General features: G+C 62.2%; 20 protein-coding genes. 14 read left to right on the top strand and 6 right to left on the bottom strand.

All coding sequences use genetic code 11. From position 1 onward, the window contains the following. Window positions 1-45: 45 nt before the first annotated feature. Window positions 46-1,344, bottom strand: coding sequence for an ABC transporter substrate-binding protein (locus HCR76_RS02000; RefSeq protein ID WP_166985219.1), 1,299 nt, complete (start codon window positions 1,342-1,344; stop codon window positions 46-48). A 139-nt stretch (window positions 1,345-1,483) separates the two neighbouring features. On the opposite strand from HCR76_RS02000, the gene HCR76_RS01995 reads away from it, so the two are divergent. The 3 genes from HCR76_RS01995 to HCR76_RS01985 all read left to right on the top strand — a co-directional run bounded on the left by HCR76_RS01995 (window position 1,484) and on the right by HCR76_RS01985 (window position 4,740). Next, on the top strand, window positions 1,484-2,269 hold the full coding sequence (locus HCR76_RS01995; protein WP_166985222.1) for an SDR family NAD(P)-dependent oxidoreductase: 786 nt from the start codon (window positions 1,484-1,486) through the stop codon (window positions 2,267-2,269). Between the two features lie 31 nt (window positions 2,270-2,300). Next, window positions 2,301-3,122 carry a FadR/GntR family transcriptional regulator gene (locus HCR76_RS01990; RefSeq protein ID WP_166985225.1) on the top strand — a complete coding sequence of 274 codons (822 nt, stop codon included), beginning with the start codon at window positions 2,301-2,303 and terminating at the stop codon, window positions 3,120-3,122. Between the two features lie 151 nt (window positions 3,123-3,273). Continuing rightward, the gene (locus HCR76_RS01985) at window positions 3,274-4,740 is read left to right on the top strand and encodes an HNH endonuclease (RefSeq protein WP_166985228.1); all 1,467 of its coding nucleotides are present in this window, start codon (window positions 3,274-3,276) and stop codon (window positions 4,738-4,740) included. A gap of 185 nt (window positions 4,741-4,925) precedes the next feature. Here HCR76_RS01985 and HCR76_RS01980 read toward each other — a convergent pair whose 3' ends face one another. Continuing rightward, window positions 4,926-5,666, bottom strand: a complete 741-nt coding sequence (locus HCR76_RS01980) for an SDR family oxidoreductase (RefSeq protein ID WP_235934383.1) — start codon at window positions 5,664-5,666, stop codon at window positions 4,926-4,928. Window positions 5,667-5,759: 93 nt separating this feature from the next. On the opposite strand from HCR76_RS01980, the gene HCR76_RS01975 reads away from it, so the two are divergent. After that, window positions 5,760-6,266 (top strand): hypothetical protein, encoded by a 507-nt coding sequence (locus HCR76_RS01975; protein WP_166985231.1) that lies wholly within the window; start codon window positions 5,760-5,762, stop codon window positions 6,264-6,266. 19 nt (window positions 6,267-6,285) lie between these two features. Here the strand turns inward: HCR76_RS01975 and HCR76_RS01970 are convergent, their stop codons facing one another. Then, window positions 6,286-7,230, bottom strand: coding sequence for an NAD-dependent epimerase/dehydratase family protein (locus HCR76_RS01970; protein WP_166985234.1), 945 nt, complete (start codon window positions 7,228-7,230; stop codon window positions 6,286-6,288). A gap of 69 nt (window positions 7,231-7,299) precedes the next feature. Between HCR76_RS01970 and HCR76_RS01965 the strand changes: the two genes are divergently transcribed. Then, window positions 7,300-7,761, top strand: coding sequence for a MarR family winged helix-turn-helix transcriptional regulator (locus HCR76_RS01965; RefSeq protein ID WP_166985236.1), 462 nt, complete (start codon window positions 7,300-7,302; stop codon window positions 7,759-7,761). Window positions 7,762-7,769: 8 nt separating this feature from the next. Here HCR76_RS01965 and HCR76_RS01960 read toward each other — a convergent pair whose 3' ends face one another. Next, the gene (locus HCR76_RS01960; RefSeq protein WP_244971457.1) at window positions 7,770-8,687 is read right to left on the bottom strand and encodes a pseudouridine synthase; all 918 of its coding nucleotides are present in this window, start codon (window positions 8,685-8,687) and stop codon (window positions 7,770-7,772) included. A gap of 60 nt (window positions 8,688-8,747) precedes the next feature. On the opposite strand from HCR76_RS01960, the gene HCR76_RS01955 reads away from it, so the two are divergent. The 9 genes from HCR76_RS01955 to HCR76_RS01915 all read left to right on the top strand — a co-directional run bounded on the left by HCR76_RS01955 (window position 8,748) and on the right by HCR76_RS01915 (window position 17,319). Further along, the gene (locus HCR76_RS01955; RefSeq protein ID WP_166985239.1) at window positions 8,748-10,583 is read left to right on the top strand and encodes a DUF2207 family protein; all 1,836 of its coding nucleotides are present in this window, start codon (window positions 8,748-8,750) and stop codon (window positions 10,581-10,583) included. Between the two features lie 90 nt (window positions 10,584-10,673). Beyond that, window positions 10,674-11,420: a FadR/GntR family transcriptional regulator gene (locus tag HCR76_RS01950; RefSeq protein ID WP_166985242.1), complete on the top strand. Its 747-nt coding sequence runs from the start codon at window positions 10,674-10,676 to the stop codon at window positions 11,418-11,420. Beyond that, window positions 11,389-12,654 carry an alpha-hydroxy acid oxidase gene (locus HCR76_RS01945; protein WP_166985245.1) on the top strand — a complete coding sequence of 422 codons (1,266 nt, stop codon included), beginning with the start codon at window positions 11,389-11,391 and terminating at the stop codon, window positions 12,652-12,654. Before HCR76_RS01950 ends, HCR76_RS01945 begins: the two co-directional genes overlap by 32 nt. Window positions 12,655-12,674: 20 nt before the next feature. Next, window positions 12,675-13,208, top strand: a complete 534-nt coding sequence (locus tag HCR76_RS01940; protein WP_244971456.1) for a GNAT family N-acetyltransferase — start codon at window positions 12,675-12,677, stop codon at window positions 13,206-13,208. A gap of 82 nt (window positions 13,209-13,290) precedes the next feature. Continuing rightward, window positions 13,291-13,590, top strand: coding sequence for a hypothetical protein (locus HCR76_RS01935; protein ID WP_166985248.1), 300 nt, complete (start codon window positions 13,291-13,293; stop codon window positions 13,588-13,590). After that, window positions 13,547-14,998 (top strand): sensor histidine kinase, encoded by a 1,452-nt coding sequence (locus HCR76_RS01930; RefSeq protein ID WP_198248117.1) that lies wholly within the window; start codon window positions 13,547-13,549, stop codon window positions 14,996-14,998. Before HCR76_RS01935 ends, HCR76_RS01930 begins: the two co-directional genes overlap by 44 nt. After that, window positions 14,995-15,657 carry a response regulator transcription factor gene (locus HCR76_RS01925; protein WP_166985250.1) on the top strand — a complete coding sequence of 221 codons (663 nt, stop codon included), beginning with the start codon at window positions 14,995-14,997 and terminating at the stop codon, window positions 15,655-15,657. Before HCR76_RS01930 ends, HCR76_RS01925 begins: the two co-directional genes overlap by 4 nt. Window positions 15,658-15,763: 106 nt before the next feature. Continuing rightward, window positions 15,764-16,540, top strand: a complete 777-nt coding sequence (locus HCR76_RS01920) for a DUF4956 domain-containing protein (RefSeq protein WP_166985253.1) — start codon at window positions 15,764-15,766, stop codon at window positions 16,538-16,540. Then, the gene (locus HCR76_RS01915) at window positions 16,537-17,319 is read left to right on the top strand and encodes a polyphosphate polymerase domain-containing protein (RefSeq protein ID WP_166985256.1); all 783 of its coding nucleotides are present in this window, start codon (window positions 16,537-16,539) and stop codon (window positions 17,317-17,319) included. Before HCR76_RS01920 ends, HCR76_RS01915 begins: the two co-directional genes overlap by 4 nt. Window positions 17,320-17,480: 161 nt before the next feature. Here the strand turns inward: HCR76_RS01915 and HCR76_RS01910 are convergent, their stop codons facing one another. Further along, window positions 17,481-18,239, bottom strand: coding sequence for a polyprenol monophosphomannose synthase (locus tag HCR76_RS01910; protein ID WP_166985259.1), 759 nt, complete (start codon window positions 18,237-18,239; stop codon window positions 17,481-17,483). 22 nt (window positions 18,240-18,261) lie between these two features. Beyond that, window positions 18,262-19,503 carry an FAD-dependent monooxygenase gene (locus HCR76_RS01905; RefSeq protein WP_166985262.1) on the bottom strand — a complete coding sequence of 414 codons (1,242 nt, stop codon included), beginning with the start codon at window positions 19,501-19,503 and terminating at the stop codon, window positions 18,262-18,264. Window positions 19,504-19,607: the final 104 nt, after the last annotated feature.

The following is a 19,607-nucleotide window of genomic DNA, read 5'->3' as shown; positions in this document are numbered from 1 at the left end:
GCGCTCAGGGTGAGCGCCAGCATCCGCCTTCTACTTCAGTGTCAACTATTTCTCGGAATCCAGGAGGTCCTGGAACTTCGTGCTCGCGGCATCGGCCGCGGCATCCGAGTCACCACCCGTGATCGCCTCGACGATCGGAGCGCCGACGATCTCACGTGCCTCTGCAACTCCGACAACGAGGGGCCGGTCGTTTCCGACTCCGGCCTTACCGTTCTCGGCAATGGCCTTCGCGAGTTCCTCAGGGAAGCTGGACGTACCTTCCGGGTCATCCCACACCGACGTGCGAGCGCTCGGAACGCCTTCCTGCTGAATCGCAAGAGTCATCTCGGGGCTCGTCGCCCACTTGATGAACTTCCACGCGTTGTCCTGGTTTTGCGATGCTGCGTTGATACCCAGTGCCCAGGCCGCCACGTTGTATGGCTTCGATCCCGCTGGCCCTTCAGGGAACGCTGTGAAGCCAACCTGGTCGCCGATCTTCGATTTGTCGGGACTCACGACGTTCTCGTAAAGGCTTGACGCATCGATCCAGAAGCCGGCATTGCCCTGCGCGAAGATCGCCGCAGCTTCGGGCCAACTCATGTCTGTGCTGATCTGGTCGGGACCGTAATCGTGCAGCAACTTGCCGTAGTACGCGTAGGCTTCTTTGGCTTCATCGCTGTCGATGGCCGAGTTGCCGTCATCGTCTTCCCACGCGCCGCCGAAGCTGTAGAGAAACCCAGAGAACTGCGTCACCGCTGCGGATGCCTGGCTGCGCATGACAATGCCAGCGACACCATCGTTGTCTTCCTTGATGGTCTTCGCCGCGTTCATCAGCTCTTCCATCGTTGTCGGAACCTCAAGGCCCGACTTCTCCAGAAGATCCTTGCGGTAGTAGACCATCTCGTTCTCAGTGATCATCGGAACGCCGACAACCTTGTCTTCGTACGTGGTCAGACCCACGGGTCCGTCTTGAAAGTCATCCCAGTTCCAGTCGCCCGCGTCGCTCACCTTGTCGGTGATATCGGCGAAGTAGCCGCTCTGGCCAAAGAGCTTTCCCACCTGCAGCGGGCGGTACATCATGACGTCGACGTCACTGGAGCCGGCGTTGAGCTTGACCTTGTAGTTGTCAACGAGTTGGTCTTCGCTCAACTGGTTGACGACAACCTTGAGACCGGATTCCTTTTCGAACTCCGGGATCTTCTTTGTGATCACGTCGGTCCAGACGTGATTGGCGAGGGTGATGTTGAGGGTCTTCGACCCCCCATCGTCTCCACCACCGCCACTGCTGCAGGCGGTGAGTACGCCTGCGCTGAGCAGCGCTGCCGCGGCTAGGGCCACGACACGCTTTGCCGATCCAAACTTCATTGCTTGACCTCCTGTGCTTCGTTGCACTGTGGCAGACACTGATGCGCCGTCAATCTCTAGGGTATATACAATAAGTATGACGTATCAATGACGTGATCAAAACGTGACCGCGTTCGTGACGCGGGGCAATGGAGCCGACATGCAGATAGATCTGGGCGACAAAGTCGCCGTCATCACCGGTGCGGGCCGCGGAATCGGCCGCAATATCGCACTCTCTCTCGCCCGCGAAGGAGCGCACGTCGTCGCCTGCGATGTAAACGGTGACGACATCGCTTCTGTGGCGAGCGAGCTCACGGCAATCGATCCCGCGTCACGTAGCTACACGTGCGATGTGCGCGATGCGGAGCGAATTGCCGAGGTACTCGACGACGCGCACGCAGCGCTGGGCAGCATCGATATTCTCGTCAACAACGCTGGAGTGGTGGGTGATGCCCTCATTGACGAACTTGACGAGCGCACCTGGGATTTCATTCAGGACGTCAACGTGAAGGGCACGTTCCTGATGTGCAAGGCGGTGACCCCGTACATGAAGAAGCAAGGCGCGGGGCGTATCATCAACGCGGCGTCGTTCGCAGCTATTTCGCCGCGGGTACGCAACGTTGCCTACGCAACGTCTAAGGCGGCAGTCGTGCATTTCACTCGCGGACTCGCAGGCGAGTTGGGTCCGTGGAACATCACGGTTAACGCATATGCGCCAGGAATGATCCCCACGCAGATGAATCACTTCACAGAGTTGCCCGAGGGTGAACAACGTGAACTTCTCGATACGTTGACACTGCGGCGCTGGGGCAGCACCGATGACATCGCCAACCTGGTTTGTTTTCTTGCTTCTGATCAGGCTTCGTACATCACCGGCTCATTGATTGACGTCAGCGGCGGGAAACTCGCTACACAAATTCCGTCAGAGGCATATCAGGCGAACTAAAGCGCGAAAGCACATCGCGGAGGGGTGCGGCATGAAAGAAGATGATCAACGAGACGCCATCATGTGGCGCTCGGATGTGCCGCCACTGCCTCCGCCCCGCACCCGCTTCAATACGCGACGCGGGCACGGCCTGTACGACCGCGTCGTTGACGTCATCGGGCAGCAGATCGTCACGGGAGAGCTCCCCATCGGATCGATCATCTATGCGGAACAAGTGTGTGAACAACTCGGCATTTCACGCTCCGTCGTGCGTGAAGGAATTCGCACGCTCAGCTCGATGGGACTCGTCGAGTCACGCCCGCAGCGCGGCACACGTGTGCAGCCGCGTGATCAGTGGGATCTACTCAATCCACACGTCGTCGAGTGGCGCGGCGAGGGCCCTGAATACCTTCAGCAGATGTATGAGCTGCTTGAACTGCGTCTCGGCATCGAGCATGCCGCAGCTCATTTCGCCGCACTGCGTATGAGCGACGATGCTCGTGCCTCCGTCGTCGAAGCCGGATACACGATGCAGCGTGCCTACGAAGACCGTGATCCGCACACGTTCTTCGCCGCTGACGCCACCCTTCATCGGCTCATGCTCGAGGGCACCGGCAATGCGGTTATCGGCCAGTTCGCCGACACTGTCTCGACGGCGTTGCATATTCGCGGCAGCAATGCGTCGCGCTCGTATTCAACCGCGCAGAGCCTCGACTCGGCGTCAGCGGGGCGCCACGTCGAGCTAGCCGAGGCCCTTGCGCGTCGTGACCCGGATGCTGCGCAGAAAGCCGTGAACGAGATCATGTTCGCGACACTCGCAGAGGTGGGGCATCTACTCGAGAGTCGCGGCAGCCGCGACACGTCGCGCGAATAGATGAGGTTCTGACGCGACAACAATTTGTCGCGGGGTGCAGCTTGCAGCTTTGTCGTCCACAGGTAGAAAGTTTTGCGAGTAATCCACAATGGTGGTGTGATCGGGGGTTTGTGTCGGTAGGAATGTCGGTGGGTGCTGGAAGACTGTGGTCATGCGAAACACAGCGACAGTCTCCGATTTCGAGCCTGTGGAGGGTCCGGATGCTGTGGCTGTGCGTGTTGCGGAGAACACGCTTGCTAGCGCTGCTGAGCTTGCCTCGGTCGATCCGGCGGCGTTGTCGGCCGATGCTCTGCTGACCTACGTCGGTGTTCTGGGGAACATCACCCGCCTCGTCGAGGGCCGCCAGATCTTCAACGTCGGGGACATTGCCCGGCGCTCCAATACCGATGCTGGATTTGATGGTCTTGCTGCCCGTCACGGGTCCTCGTCCCCGACAGCTTTGTTTGAGAAGGTGACGGGGGTGAAGAACTCCACAGCGCACCGATACACGAAAGTCGCCGAACAGGCGACACCGCGGGTGTCCGACACGGGGTTGCCTCTCGATCCGGTCTTCACCCAGACGGCTGCGGCGCTTGCTGAGGGCACGATCGGTTTGGATGTTGCTGAGGTGATCACGTCGGCGTTGGCGCCGGTACTGTCTCGGGTGGCACCGGAACAAGCAGAGTGGGCCGAGAGCACACTGCTCGGCAACGCGACGGGTGCATACGGTGAGGTTCCCGTCACGGCGGATGCCCTGCGTCAGCAGGCCCGCATGTTCTGTGTCGCACTTGATCCGGATGGTGTGGAACCCACAGCGGAAGAACTCCATGAAGCACGTGCTCTGGTGTTTCGTCACCAGGACGACGGGAGTATGAGAATCACCGGCACTCTCTCCCCGGAACAGGCGGCACAGGTGACACCGGTGTTTGACGCATTCATGTCCAAGAGAACGTCACCAAAGTTCATGGAGACCGAAGAACTCGCAGCCCACGGTGAAGAACCGGAAGCACGGTCGAAGCAGCAGGAACGTGCCGACGTGTTCACCGCGATCATCGGCGGCACCGGGAAACAACAGTCCGCGCCCAAACTCCACGGCAGAGGACCCACCGTGCTGGTCACCGTGAAAGACACTGACCTTGATGCGGGTACGGGTGCGGCCTGGTCTCCGGGCACACCAGCACCGCTTCCCATGTCGTTCGTGAAGCAGATGCGATGCGACGGAGACACCCGCCAGGTTGTTATCGGCAGTGACGGTGACGTGCTGAACCTCGGGTATGCCAGACGTGAGTTCACCCCGAAGCAACGCCTCGCCCTGATCGCCCGTGATGGCGGCACGTGTGTTGCCGCCGACTGTGACATCCCCGCCTGGCTGTGTGAAGCACACCATGTGCAGGGGTGGGCGAAAGACGGGAAGACCGACGCCACCAACGGTGTCATGTTGTGTTGGTTTCATCACCGTCTGGTTGAACGAGGCGAATGGGCTCTCATCAGAGACGACACAGGCCACCCGAGACTCGTTCCACCAGACTGGTACGTCAACCGACGGTATCTCGGCAGGCGGCGCAAGCCAGGAGACAGCTCGTCAGACGACGGCCGCGACCCACCTGGCCCCGGCCGAGATACCAGGCCGCGCACCTGACGTACGCGGCGGCCCCGGGAACACCACGCACGAGTACAAGACTCGAAGCGCTACGCGGAGTGCGCCGGTGGCCACTGAGGCTTGTGCGACCGCGCCGCTTTGAGGCCGTGCGACTAGGGCTATAGCTACGGCTGCGGCTAGGACTATAGCTTCGGCTACGGCGATTCCGTTCCCACTCCCGACAGCTACTTACCGTACGAGTGACTGTGCACTGGTGAAATGACCAGCTCATTGACACAGACCTCGGCCGGAGAGTCGAGCACAAACGCGACTGCACGCGCCACATCGTCAGGACTGAGCATGCGCGTGCGCGCCTCAGCATCCGGGACCGCCGGACGTTTGTCTACGAACTCCGTGTCGATATCCCCCGGACAAATCACCGTCGCACTGATGCCATGTGCACTCTCTTGATCATTGAGCGATTCAGTCAGTGAGGTGAGCCCCGTCTTACTCGCGGAGTACGCCACGCCCGCTCCGCGCCCGAACGACCAGCCCGCCCACGATGAGATAACGACAACCCGGCCACCGCCGTTGGCCCGCATGTCAGGCAGTACCGCGGCCATGCCTCGTGCAACCGACGTGAGGTTCGTCTCGACAACTGCCTGAAACTCGGAGATCTCGAGAAGATCCCAGTTGCGCTTCGGCACATTGAGCCCAGCGCAAAACACCACCTCGGACACAGATCCAGCCTCAGCGTGGATGCGGTCGAGAGTTTCTCGTGTCGCGACGTCGTCCGAGGCATCCATGGGAAGGGCAAGTGCCGTTCCGCCCCGTTTCTCTACCTGCGCACGCACCTTCTCGAGAGACGCGACGCGTCGCCCGCTGAGCACGAGCGTGCGACCAGATGTCGCGAGCGCGACAGCACTGGAGGCCCCAACGCCAGAGCTCGCACCGATAATCCACGTCACGTTGTTTGACTCGCTCACACGCACCTCCGAAAATCCGCGGCGACTACCGCCACAATACTGCCTGAGTTTCACAGCTGAGATCGTCGGCAAACGGCTGGTAGAGTCCCCCGCATGGAACGCTCGAGCAGAACACGGATGCTGGCGTGCGCCCTCTCGCTCGGGCTCGCACTGGGTGTGGTCGGCTGCTCGTCAGGTGATTCTGACGCAGAAAACGATTCTGCGGCACCACGGCCGACGCCGTCTGTCATAGCGGAACCTACTCAGGTGCCCGCACCAGAAGGCGACGACGCGGACACGAGCGATTCAGACGAGGATGCCGCCGGGGAGTTCGACCCGGCAGACATCGAAGACCTGGGCGCCCGCGAGGGCGCATCGGGTGAAGCTCTGCAAGACGACGCCGGCTACTGGTACTACGAAGTCACGTCAGGTGACGTTGCCAGCGTGATCTGCGACCGCTTCGACCGCCGGTGGTGGCAACTCGAGACCGTCGATGTGGAGCCCGCATTCGACTGCCGCAGCACGATTTATCCCGGCCAGATTCTCGTGCCCACGGCATATCCAGAGGATCACGAGCACGATGCCCCCTGGGTGCCGAATTCCAGCCCTTTCGACGAATAGTCGTAGGCGAGAGCGTCTGCTAGCGGACGTTTCCCGCCTTCAGCCACGCGAGATAGTCAGCGACCGCACGCTCTGTGTCGTACTCGGGCGCGAATCCCGTGTCCTTGGCGAGACGTTCAATGTCCATCGGAGGCATTGACGATGTCGCCCCAGTCGGCAGCTCATATTCAACGGGCGCGCCGACGTCAGAGAGCGCTGTCATAATGTCGGCATTGGAGGTTGAACGTCCGGATCCGATGTTGTAGGTGCGGTGCGAGAGGGTGTCGGCACGCTGGAGCATGGCGATGGCCCGCCCCGTGTCTTTGACGTAACAGAGATCGAGAGCGTCGTCGGCGTAAGGCTGGGCGATCTGCGCCGAGAAGTCGGGGGCGCGCCCCCGTGCGGCTGCGTGAACCAGCGCGGGCGCAGCGAAGAACGGGTCGTCATGCCCTCGAGGCCCCCATGTGCCAGAGATCCGGAGGTTGATGATCTCAATTCCGGATGCTTCGGCAAGCTGCTCGGTCAGCAGCTCGCTGATCTTCTTCGACCGTGGAATCGGGTGCGGCGCCGAGAGCAAGACAGGCATGTCTTCACGCAGGGGCCCTTCCGCGTCAACGCCACCGTAAACACCGATCGTGCTCGCGACGCTGACCCGGTCGACTCCCCACGTCTGTGCTGCATCAATGATGTTGAAGAGGGGGCTCAGTGCCCTGCGTGCCGCGGGAGCAGCAGCGTCGGGGCCCGACAACCACTCGGCATACCCCGCGAGATGCACGATTCCCGTGATTCGGTGACGTCGTCCGACATCGAGCACGGCATCCCGATCTGTGACGTCGCCCTGTTCCACCAGAACGGGAACGTCGGCGAGGTGGTCTGGGATGCTCGTGGCGCTGCGCTGAAACAGAAGGCAGGTCTCCCCGAGTTCGTGGAGCGCCCGTACCGTGTGCGAACCGATAAATCCGGTTCCGCCCGTGATCAAGATCATGATTATCCCTTCAGTCGCATTACTGATCATCAGTATTACTGACGATCAGCGTAGCGCTACAATTGACACATGTCGAGCCCTGATGACCTTGGCCGCGAGGTGACGAGCGTTCTGGGGTACCTGCTGAAACACGCCACCCTGCAGCTGATCGCAGCCACAACCGAGGCCCTCGAGCCGTTCGGCATCGATTCACGTGATCTGGGCGTGCTGCGTGTCGTGGCATCGCGACAGTCCACATCCCAGCAGGAAGTCTCGCAGCTTCTCGGAGTGGACCGCACGACGATGGTCGCGTTGCTCGACGGGCTCGAAGCGAAGAAGATCGTGTCGCGGCATCCGCTCGTTCACGATCGACGACGCAACGTCGTCGAGCTGACCGATGAGGGACAGCACCTCTTTCACGAGGCGTCACGCGTCGAGCACGAAGCGGAAGATGCGTACCTCTCTACGCTGAACGACCACGAAGCCCAGAGTCTTCGTGAGTTTCTGCACCGTGTTGTCACCGAGCAGCATCCCGGTTCCTCCGACGACTGATTCCACGGTTATCGACTGGAAGACTCCCACGCCTCAAGGGTGCGCGCGCTCTGGAACTCTCGCGTCGTGCCGTCAACAGGGTCGATGAAACGCAGAGTCTTCGCCAGTAGTTGCAACGGTGCCGAGAAGTCATCAATGGAGACATCGACGACGTCCGGGTAGAACGGATCATTCACGATCGGCAGCCCGAGATCATTCATGTGCAGGCGAATCTGGTGCGTCTTGCCCGTGCGGGGAATCGCGCGATAGCGACCGAGAGCGCCATTCTGCTCAACCAGCTCGATTCGGGTCTCTGAGTTCGGCTCACGATCCGCCACGTCGTAGGCACGCATCTCCCCGTGGATCTTGACGATGTGACTGCGCACGGTTGCCGGCAGCTCACGATCACCTGGTGCCGCGGCGATCGCCTCATATTCCTTCTCGACCTCACGACGGTCAAACATGGTCTGGTACGCGCCCCGCCACTCACGAGAAGCCGTCAGAAGCAGCACTCCGGCAGTGATGCGATCGAGCCTGTGCGCGGGGACGAGCTGTGGCATGTCGAGCATGCGGCGGGCCTTCACCACGACACTCTGCGTCACGTGCCTTCCGCGGGGAATCGTCGAGAGAAAGTGCGGCTTGTCGATCACGACGATGCGGTCGTCACGATGCAGCACGTCAAGCTCGAAAGGCACCTCGATCTCGTCGCGCAGATCACGGTGAAACCAGACGAAGGTATGCGGTGTGTAGGTGGCATTTGCGGAAAACGGAAGCCCTGCGTCGCCTGCGAATTCGCCGTTCGCGAGCATCTCGTCGATACGCTCGGGTGCCAGTTTCGGGAGTCGCTCGACGAGAAACTGCCGCATTGTCTTCCACCGGCGTTCGCGTGGGGTTCGCACCCACGCGGCATCGAGCCCGTGGCGCTGCGGAAGAGGGGAGATCGGCACTCATCGAGGGTACCCCTCCCCATTGCGGACGGGCCCACTCGCGTCGATAGACTCCGGATCATGGAGAGAATCGCACGCATCATTATCGTCGCGGGGGCGGCGAGCGTCGGGGCGATGCTGACTGGGCCGGCAGCCGTCGCTGCGGGCGCCACAACGGCACCTGCCTTCGCAGCAATCGGCCCGGTCGCAGGCGATGTGGACGACTTCGACTTTCGCAGTCTCGACGTCGACTACACGATCGGTCGTGATGATGACGGCGGCAGCATGCTCGAGGTCGTCGAGGAGTTCACGGCAGACTTCCCCGATTTCGACCAGAACCACGGCATGCGACGCAGCATCCCCGACACCTACAACGGGCAGCCTCTCGAGCCCGAGCTCGTATCGATCACCGACGCCGACGGTAACGAATTCCCAGCCGAGACCGACTCCGAAGACGGAACGTTCCAGATGACGGCTCGCTCGGATAACTACCTGCACGGCACGCAGACGTTCGTCTTCACCTACACGCTTCGCCACGTCACGTGGTCATTCGACGACACCGATGCTGACGAATTCTATTGGGACGTCAACGGTGTCGACTGGGTTCAGCCGTTCGGCTCCGTGGCCGCGACCCTGCACGTCCCCGCCGACCTCGTCGACGCCCTCACGGATGAGCAGTCCTGCTACAAAGGCGCTCAAGGCGCAACGGAACAGTGCACGATTTCAGCAACGACGGATGCCGACGGCGCGGCGATTGTGACGGCATCCGCGTATGACCTGAGCCCCTACGAGACGATGAGCATCTCGGTCGGGTTCGAACAGGGTACGTTCACGCCGTATGACACCTCGTTCTTCGCCCGCCCGTGGGGCTGGCTGCAGCTGCTGGCAACGATCGCCGCCATCGCCCTGATCATTCCGGCGATCGTCACCCGCGTTCGTACGCTCAAGGATGCTCCGGGTCGCCCTACGATCATCGCCGAGTATGAGCCACCACAGGGCATCGATGCATTGCAGGCAGCGGTCTTTCTCGGCAAGAAGGCGAAGGCAATTCCCGCCGAGGTGCTTGAGCAGGCAGTGACGGGCAGCATCCGCATACTCGAAGGAAAGCGAAAGCTGTTCGGCGGCACACGGCTGCAGGCTCAGCTTCTTGATCCGTCGAGAGCCGATGCCGATGGCCGTATGCTGTTGTACGGGCTGTTCGGGGGTGCCCCCGCCGGTGCCATCTTCGAGTTCGGCAGCACCGACCGGCGATTTTCGAAGGTCGCTCAAGACACCCTCACCTGGGCGAAGGATGTTCTGAAACGCCGCGGCGTTCGCCGCACTGATCTGAGCAAGGCAGGCAAAGGCACCCTTCTGGTCAGCTTTCTCGTGATGCTGGTGTCGATCGGTTTCGGAGCGGCCTCGCTCGTTCTGCACGTTGACCCGGGGCTGCCCATCGCGTTGCTTCTGGCGTCGATCGCGGCGTTCGTCGTCTGCTTGCTGCTCGTTGCATATACACCGCTTTCCTCCGCTGGCGCAGAGTTGCGCGATCATCTCAAAGGCCTTGAGGAGTTCATCCGGTGGGCAGAGGCCGACCGAATCAGGATGCTGCAATCGCCGTCCGGGGCTGAGCGACGAAGCTTCGACCCCACCGACGCGCGCCAGGTGCTGCATCTCTACGAGAAACTTCTGCCTTTCGCCGTGATCTTTGGCCAGGAAAAGCAGTGGGCCGATCAACTCGTCGTGCTTTACCAATACACCGGCAGTACAACGCCCGAGTGGTACTACGGCACTGGAGGGTTCAACGCCTCGGCGTTCTCGAGTGGCATCTCGACGTTGTCGACGAGCGCCGTCGCGTCGTCGTCGAGCACGGGCGGCTCGAGCGGAGGAGGCTCGGCTGGCGGCGGTGGCGGCGGAGGGGGCGGAGGCGGCGTCTAACGCCCGCTTACAGCTGCCAACCCGAGCCAGTCAGTGGTATTGTGTGGTCTGACCACTATGGTCTGACCACATCGATCTGCTGGAGGCACCGTGACTGAGGAGCAGCGCGCATGGCAGACCGTACTCTCCCGTGTCGAGTCGGATCTGCTCGACGGCACACTCGTTCCCGGTGACCGCCTTCCCGGGGAGCGCGCTCTCGCCGCTGAGCTCGGGGTCGGCAGATCCAGCGTGCGCGAAGCCTTGCGCGTGCTCGAGGTGCTTGGGCTCATCCGCACAGCCGCCGGCTCGGGACCCGGCGCTGGGGCAATTATCGTCGCCACCCCGCGAGGTGGCATGTCTGCGCTGCTGCGCCTTCAGGTTGCAGCACAGGGATTCGCTCTGCGCGACATCGTCGCTACGCGTCTGGTTCTCGAGACATCGGTCGCCGAAACGCTTGCTCACCAGCATCCGGATCTCGGCGACGCCGAGGCCCTGCTGACCGCGATGAATGCCGATGGCCTCACCCCTGATGAGTTTTTGGCTCTCGACGCTCGCTTTCACCTCTCACTCGCGGAGGCCTCGGGCAACGCCGTCATCGCGGCGACGATGGCCGGACTGCGCGATGCCATCGAGTCCTACGTGCGCGAAGGCAGCGAGCGCATCGAGGACTGGCCTCCTACAGCCGCACGGCTGCGCGCCGAGCACGCCGGACTGCTCAGCGCAATCACCGATCGCGATCCGGATGCCGCACGAACACGTGTCCACGACCACATCACGGGCTACTACGCCCAGATCACCGACCCATCGCACCGAGAGGAATCGCAGAATGGTCACTCGCCAGCTCCCGAAGCCCGCTGAGATCTTTGAGCTCATGTCATTCAAAAAGCCGGAGTTCAACGGCAGAAAACGTCGGCTCGACGCTGCGCTCACCATCGATGATCTGCGCACGATCGCCAAGAAACGCACTCCCGCCGCAGCCTTCGACTACACGGACGGAGCGGCCGAGGGCGAGATCTCCCTCGACCGCGCACGCCAGGCGTTCAAAGACATCGAGTTTCACCCCGACGTGCTGCGACCCGCCGCGAGTGTCGACACGTCGACGACGATCCTCGGTGACAGCAGCGCCCTGCCATTTGGCATCGCGCCCACCGGATTCACGCGGCTCATGCAGACGGAAGGCGAGATCGCGGGCGCGAGCGCTGCACGCGATGCCGGAATTCCTTTCACGCTCTCCACACTCGGCACAACGTCGATCGAAGATGTGAAGGCAGCGAACCCTTACGGGCGCAACTGGTTTCAGCTGTACGTCATGCGCGACCGCGAAGTTTCTTACGAGCTGACGCGTCGTGCTGCAGCATCCGGGTTCGACACCCTCTTCTTCACCGTCGACACACCCGTCGCCGGTGCGCGCCTGCGCGATAAGCGCAACGGATTCTCCATTCCACCGCAACTCACGGCAGGCACGATCATCAATGCAATTCCTCGACCATGGTGGTGGATCGACTTTCTGACGACGCCGAAACTCGAATTCGCGTCACTATCGTCAACGGGCGGCACGGTCGGCGAACTGCTCGATGCCGCAATGGACCCGACGATCAGCTTCGACGATCTCGATGTCATTCGAGGCATGTGGCCGGGCAAGATTGTGGTGAAGGGCGTGCAGAACGTCGCCGACGCCGCCAAGCTCGTAGATCTCGGCGTCGATGGCATCGTGCTCTCAAACCACGGTGGGCGCCAGCTCGACCGCGCCCCGATCCCGTTTCACCTGCTGCCGAGTGTGCGTCGCGAGGTCGGGGACGACGCCACGGTGATGGTCGATACCGGCATCATGAACGGAGCGGACATCGTCGCCTCTGTCGCCCTCGGTGCCGACTTCACGCTCATTGGCCGCGCGTATCTCTACGGGCTCATGGCGGGTGGCCGCGAGGGAGTCAACCGCACAATCGCGATTCTGCGCGACGAAATCGTTCGCACCATGAAGCTACTCGGTGTCTCTTCGCTCGCGGAGCTGCAACCGCGTCATGTCACCCAGCTCTCGCGATTCATGCGACTTTCATCGGATGCTGTCGAGGCGGCGAGCACAACAGACTGACTGCCCTGTAGGGTCGCATCATGATCACGCTGCGGCCCTGGAGACTCTCCGATGCCTCTGCGCTGCGAGAGTGCATTGCCACCTCGCCCGACCTCACTCGCCAGGTGGGCACTGCCGATGTGTCGTCGGTCGAAGCCTGCCGCGCGTTCATCCGCGATGCGCTGCCCAACGAAGCATCCGCCGTCAATTTTGCCTCGTGCGTCGACGATGTTCCCGTGGGCAACATCGGGATCAGCAGCATCGAATACCGCCACAGCACCGGCTGGACGTATTACTGGCTCGCTGCTGGCGCCCGCGGGCAGGGCATCGCGACCCGCGCACTCGCGACTGTTGCGACGTGGGCGTTCACGGAACAGAGCATTCATCGTCTCGAACTCGGGCACCGCGTCGATAATCCTGCATCCTGCCGGGTCGCCACGCGTGCCGGGTTCATTGTCGAAGGCGTCGAACGCGAGAGGCTCCGTTACGGAACCGAACGGTTCGACGTTGAGACGCATGCACGGCTGGCGACGGATGCCACCATCGACTTCGACCCACTGCCCCTTGCCGCGTGACCAGAGTTCCCGTGAGGCGAACATGAGAACTCTCTCATCACGATCTCACCGCCACGGCATGGTTCTCAGCCACACTTGAGCCATGGCACGTTTCCGCTGGCTGGCGATTCCTGCTGCGCTCGTCATCGCAGCGGGAATCTGGTGGAGCGCCGAGATGCTGCTTCAGCCCGAAGAACCCTCGCTGGGGCCGGCAGTTGTCATCACTCCGACAGGCACGCCCGATCCCGATTCGGGTACCCCGACGCCCACCAAGCCTCCATCGACGACGCCACCGCCCGGAGACGGTGCATCGACGGTGCCGCCGGCGCCACCGCCTGATGCCGGTGACGATGACGACGATGACGATGACGATGACGACGATGATGATGACGACGATGACTGAACGTCGCCGCGGGGTAACAGCGCGCACGCGTATTCTCGCCTGGATTCTGCTGCTGGTGACAATCGCCGTCGTCGCGATCGTTGCCGTCACCGGTCGATCGCTCTTCTCACGTGCGGATGCTCAGGTCGGTGCGGAGCTCAGCCACGAAGCAGACAAGTTTCGCGCCTCAGCCAGCAAGCCCGACCCCAGCACAGGAACAGAGTTCTTCACTGTGAGGGAGCTGCTCACGAGCCATCTGCAGCACAATCTCGCCGAAGACTCCGAAATGTTCTTCAGCATTGTCGACGGCGTAGCCGACCGCCGAAGCGGAGGCGACCCGGCGGCACGTCTCGATCAGGATTCTGCCTTCGTCCGAAAGGCCGCGACCGTCACGACTCCGACAACCGGGACGCTCGCGACCGATGCGGGTCCGGTGAAGTACGCCGTCATACCCGTCTCGGTCGAGGGCGACCCCGCGACGGGGCAGCTCGTGATCGCCGAGTTTCTCGCTCCGGAGCATGATGACGCGTTGGCGACGATTTGGATCATGTCGATCGTGGCCATCGTCTCGCTTCTGCTCGCCGGCGTCACCGGCTGGTTCATCGCGGGACGTGTGCTGGCTCCGATTCGCGACGTTCGCTTGACCGCAGCGCGCATCACCGAAACCGACCTCGGCCGACGCATCGACGTCGTCGGAAATGACGATGTTGCACAGCTCGCCGTCACGTTCAACGGCATGCTCGATCGACTCGAGACAGCGTTCACTGGCCAACGCCGGTTTCTCGATGATGCTGGGCACGAGCTGCGCACTCCCATCACGGTGATTCGCGGACACCTCGATGTGATGAGCGACGACCCCGACGATCTAGAGCAGACCATGCGGCTCGTCAGCGACGAGCTTGAACGCATGACACGGCTCGTTGACGATCTGGTCATGCTTGCGCGAAGCGAGCGACCAGATTTTCTATTGGTCGGGCCCACCGATCTCACCGATCTCGTCATCGAGACGTTCGCCAAGGCCACGGCTCTCGCCGACCGACGGTGGAACATCGACGAGACTCCCGAAGCCTTCGCCATCGCCGACGAGCAGCGCCTCACCCAGGCGCTGCTTCAACTGGCATCCAATGCCGTCAGCCATACCGACGAGGGCGACGTGATCACGCTCGGGGGCCGCGTGGCCGGCGACCGCGTGCAGCTCTGGGTCACTGACACCGGCGACGGCATTGCCGAAGAAGACCATCAGCGCATCTTCCAGCGCTTCGCGCGCGGCAGTGCCGAGACCCGTCGCCATGGCACGGGTCTCGGGCTCGCGATCGTCGCGCGCATCGCCGAAGCACACGGCGGATCCGTCACAATCGACTCGACCCCAGGCAAGGGTGCGACATTCATGCTCGACCTGCCGTGGACGAGCCCAGAGGAGGAGCAGTGAAACGTATCCTGATTGCCGAAGACGAAGAGCGCATCTCGTCGTTCATCGAAAAGGGTCTGCGGGCAAACGGATTTCGCTCTGAGACCGTCACCGACGGCCACTCGGCTGTCGAGTTCGCCCGGTCGGGCGACTTCGACCTGATGGTGCTCGACATTGGGTTGCCTGGGCTCGACGGCTTCAGCGTGCTGCGCAGGGTTCGCGGTGATCGAATCGAGATGCCGATCATTATTCTGACCGCACGCGACGCCATCGAAGACACCGTCGCCGGGCTTTCGGGCGGAGCCGACGACTACATGCGCAAACCGTTTTCGTTCGAGGAGCTGCTTGCTCGCGTCCGACTGCGACTGCGCACCGATTCGGCCGGAGAGGCGACAATTCTCAAATCGGGCGACGTATCGCTCGACCTCCGCACCCGTCGTGCGCTTGTCGGCGAACAGACTGTCGAACTCACCACTCGCGAATACGCGCTGCTCGAGGTATTCATGCGGCATCCAGACGAGGTGCTCAGCCGCCAGCAGCTTCTCAGCCAAGTGTGGGGTTTCGACTTCGACCCTGGCTCCAACGTCGTCGACGTGTACATTCGCTATCTGCGCTCCAAGCTCGGCACCGACCGCTTTGAAACTGTTCGCGGTGCCGGGTACCGACTCGTCGCACGCTGACGACAACGCGCGATCGCACGAGATGTGAGAACTCTCATCTGCGTTTCACTGCTCCCTTAACTCACCGCCAGAGGCTAGATGACAACAGATCATCAGGGAGAAGAACATGTCACTCGTCATCGCGATTTCGACCGACCTCATCGCCATCACGCTTCTGGCCTACGTGCTGTACTTCCGGCGGCACCGTCGTCGCGACCTGCTGCTGTCATACATCGCGCTCAACGTCGGTGTCTTCGCGGTGACGATGGCGTTGAGTTCCGTCGAGGTGGGCATTGGGCTCGGCATCGGCCTCTTCGGCATCCTCTCGATCATTCGCCTGCGCAGCGACCAGATTACGCAACAAGAGATCGCGTACTACTTCGTGTCGTTGGCGCTCGGGCTCCTCGCCGGGCTGCAGCCGTCGCCACTCTGGGTGACGCCAGCGCTCTCTGCGCTCATGCTTCTCGTGATGGCGGTCATCGACAGCCCGCATGTTGCACCGGGCAGTCGCCGGCACACCATCACGCTCGACCGTGCATTCACGAACGAGGCTGAATTGAGCGCGCACCTCGAACAGACTCTCGACGCCCACGTCACCCGCGTAGAAGTGCTCGACGTCGACCTCGTGCGTGACACCACACTCGTCGACGTTCGCTACAGCGCGCGCGTTGTCCAGGCGGATGCCCGAGAAGAGGGCGCAGTGCTGAAACACGGACAATCCTCACGATTCCGTCCTCTTCTGGGCACTTTGCCCTTCTTTCGGCACGGCTCGTCCGCGGCAGGGCACGGCGAGCACGCACCCGCGCTTGAGCGCTTTCAGGCCCCCGACGTCGCCGGCCCTGAGTCCGAATGGCGCGACGAGCACGCCGATTCCACGAAGCAGCACGCAGCAGTGACACGATGACCATCACAGGCACCGAGTTGTCTGCGACCCCGCTGCTCGATCATCTCAGCGACCTCGAGCCAATCTCGCTTGACCAGCTCAACGAGCAGGCGCGGCTCATGACGCGTGTCGACCGCAAATACTTCGTGCCGCGTGCGCTGCTTGCCGCGATGCTCGGTCAGATGCCCGGAGAGTTCCGTGTGCTTGAGATCGATCGCGCGCGTCTCTTCAGCTACAGAACCGTCTACTTCGATTCTCCGGAGTTTCGGTTCTACCGTCAGCACGTGCAGGGCCGCCGTCATCGATATAAGGTGCGCACGCGCACGTACTGCGAGTCGGGCGACTGCATGCTCGAGGTGAAGTCGAAGGGCTACCGGGGCCAGACGGTCAAGGAACGCATTGATCACGACCCTTTGACTCCGAGTGATCTGACGGCCTCAGACACGGCCTTTATCGAGAGGATCATCGGGGAGAATGCCGCGAGGCTCCGCCCTGTGCTCGAGACCGTGTACCGCCGAGCGACGCTCTGTCACGACGATCAGCGTGTCACGCTCGACCTCGATCTCGAATGCATCTCGGGTAATGAGAGCCACTTTGGGCCAAGTGACGTTCTCGTCGAGACGAAATCGCCGGGCGGAAAGGGCCCGCTTGACCGGGCGCTGCTTACGGCCGGTGTGCGGCCCCACTCGGTGAGCAAGTACTGCGTTGCCGCGTCGCTGTTGTACCCGCACTTGCCCGGCAATGCGTGGCGCCGCACGATGCGTCGCTACTTCGACGCTCCCACAACGGTTGCCGTTTGACCGAACGCCGTTTCGTGCATCAATTTCGGAGATCATAACCGGTCGGGCCCTTCGGGAAGTCTCAGATGATAGCCGTACCAGAATGGCACCACTCTGCTTCGTGCGTTGCGAGCAGCTGACCAGGATGCCGGCGAGGGCTGCGCGCTGTGAAGCCATCTCCATCACCGCGCGGAACGGAATTTCCCCGGCAACGACGCAAGACCCCACAAGGTCACGCGCCACATCGCCTCGATCACGATGCCCGTCGTCATCTTCGACCGACCGCGCGTGCGTTCCACGAAGGTGATCGGAACCTCGACGATGCGCAGACCCGCCCGGTGTGCGTGCCACAGCATGTCGACCTGAAAGCCGTATCCCTGGCTGTGCACGTCGTCACGGCCAAGACTGCGCAGAGCATCGGCCGTAAATACTCGGTACCCACCCGTCACGTCGCGATACGGCATGCGGAGTACCCACCGTGCATACGCACTGCCTCCGCGCGACAGCATCCGCCTGTGCCACGGCCAGTTTTCGATGCCGCCACCTGCCACCCAGCGCGACCCCAACACAAGGTCCGCGCCTCCGCGCGATGCTTCCAGTAGACGCGGCAACTGCTCCGGAAGGTGCGACCCATCGGCATCCATTTCGATCAGCCGCTCGAACGAACGCTCAAGCCCCCACTCGAACGCCGCCGAGTATGCGGCTCCGAGCCCCTGCTTACCTACCCTGTGCAGAACGTGAATGTGCGAATCGGATGCCGCGAGCTCGTCGGCGAGCGCACCGGTGCCGTCTGGCGAGGCATCGTCGACCACGAGAACGTGCGCGTCTGAGACAGAGCTGCGAACCCGCGCGACGACATCGGCGATGTTTGCCCTCTCGTTGTAGGTCGGGATGATGACGAGCGTTTCTACCACGACGACTCCCCCTTCCGACCTGCACATCAACGGCACGCGATCATCAAGCCTAATGGTGCCCGACTGGGTCATTCTGTGGCAGCGCCGGCGCAGTGTTCTGACCTCCGCCGACCATGCGCTTCATTGTCGGTCTCAGGGCGCGAGAGACCAGGACGCGCATGACCCATTGCGACATAACGCTTCCGACCGTGCTTCTCGGAACCATGAAGCGAATGCCACCTCCGGGGAGCACCTGCCCCGCCTCCGAAAAGGGTGCAATCGCCGTGGCATAGCGACTCGTCGCTGCAACAACGTCATCGGGCGACGCCGCGATCTCGGCGGCGAGGAGGTAGGCACCGATGAGCGCCGTCGCCGTTCCCATTCCCGACAGCGGCGAACCAGACGAAGCGGCGTCGCCGATCAACGTGACGCGGCCGTGCGAGACGTCAGGAACCTCGATGCGAACTAGCTCATCGAAATAGAAGTCCTGCGATTGCTCGAGCGCTGCCAGCATCGCCGGGGCATGCCAGCCGGCGGCGGAAACCATCCGACGCACCAACGCCAGTTGAGCAGCGCGGTCACGCCGCAATGCGGGGTGACGATCCATTCGAATCATCACGAGGACCATCGAGGTGTCGGGGTCTGGGCCGGGCCTCACGCCGACCGCGACTCCCGGCACAGCTCGCATTGTGAACCAGCCGGGCTCGATTCCGGCTGGCGTCGGCATACTGAAGAATGCAGTGTAGCCGCCGAGATACGTCGAGAAGTCTTCCTCGGGTCCGACGCCCATGCGCCTAGTCGCCGAGTGCACTCCATCACCGCCGACGACAAGGTCGAATCGATCGGCCGCTCCCGACGCGAACGCAATGTTCACACCGTCGTCGTTTTGTTCGAGAGCGGCGATGTGCTCGCCATAGCGAAGGCTCAAAAGCCCCGGCGCAGCCCCGCTCGCCTCGTCAAGACGTTTGAGAAGCACGCGGTGCAGGTCACCGCGTGCGATCTCAATCTCAGCCACTGCGCCTTTTCCGTCGTAGTCCTCCATCGACATTCGGGCGTACACGGCACCACGAGAGCCGATGTAGGCGATGCCCTTCTCATGGAGTTGATACTCGCGGATTCCAGGCATGAGTCCCATCTGCTCGGCCACAACGCGGCTTGCTCCCCGAAGATCGACGACCTGCCCTCCCTCACGGGGCGCTTCGGCTCTCTCGACGACGGTTGTGCGGATGCCCTGCTCCACGAGACGCAGAGCGAGCGCCGTGCCAGCGATTCCACCGCCTGAGATCAGAACGTGGGGAGTTTCTGTAGTCATTCGAGCCCATTTCCTCAATTTGTACATTTGTCTAAGACATTTGTACAGGAATCGGCCTTGTTTGTCTAATACAAATGTCTGAGACGCTTGACTAGAATCGAGCC

This window comes from Paramicrobacterium chengjingii, assembly GCF_011751765.2.
Classification (GTDB): Bacteria; Actinomycetota; Actinomycetes; order Actinomycetales; family Microbacteriaceae; genus Paramicrobacterium; species Paramicrobacterium chengjingii.
This window is presented reverse-complemented; position numbering and strand designations above follow the sequence as displayed.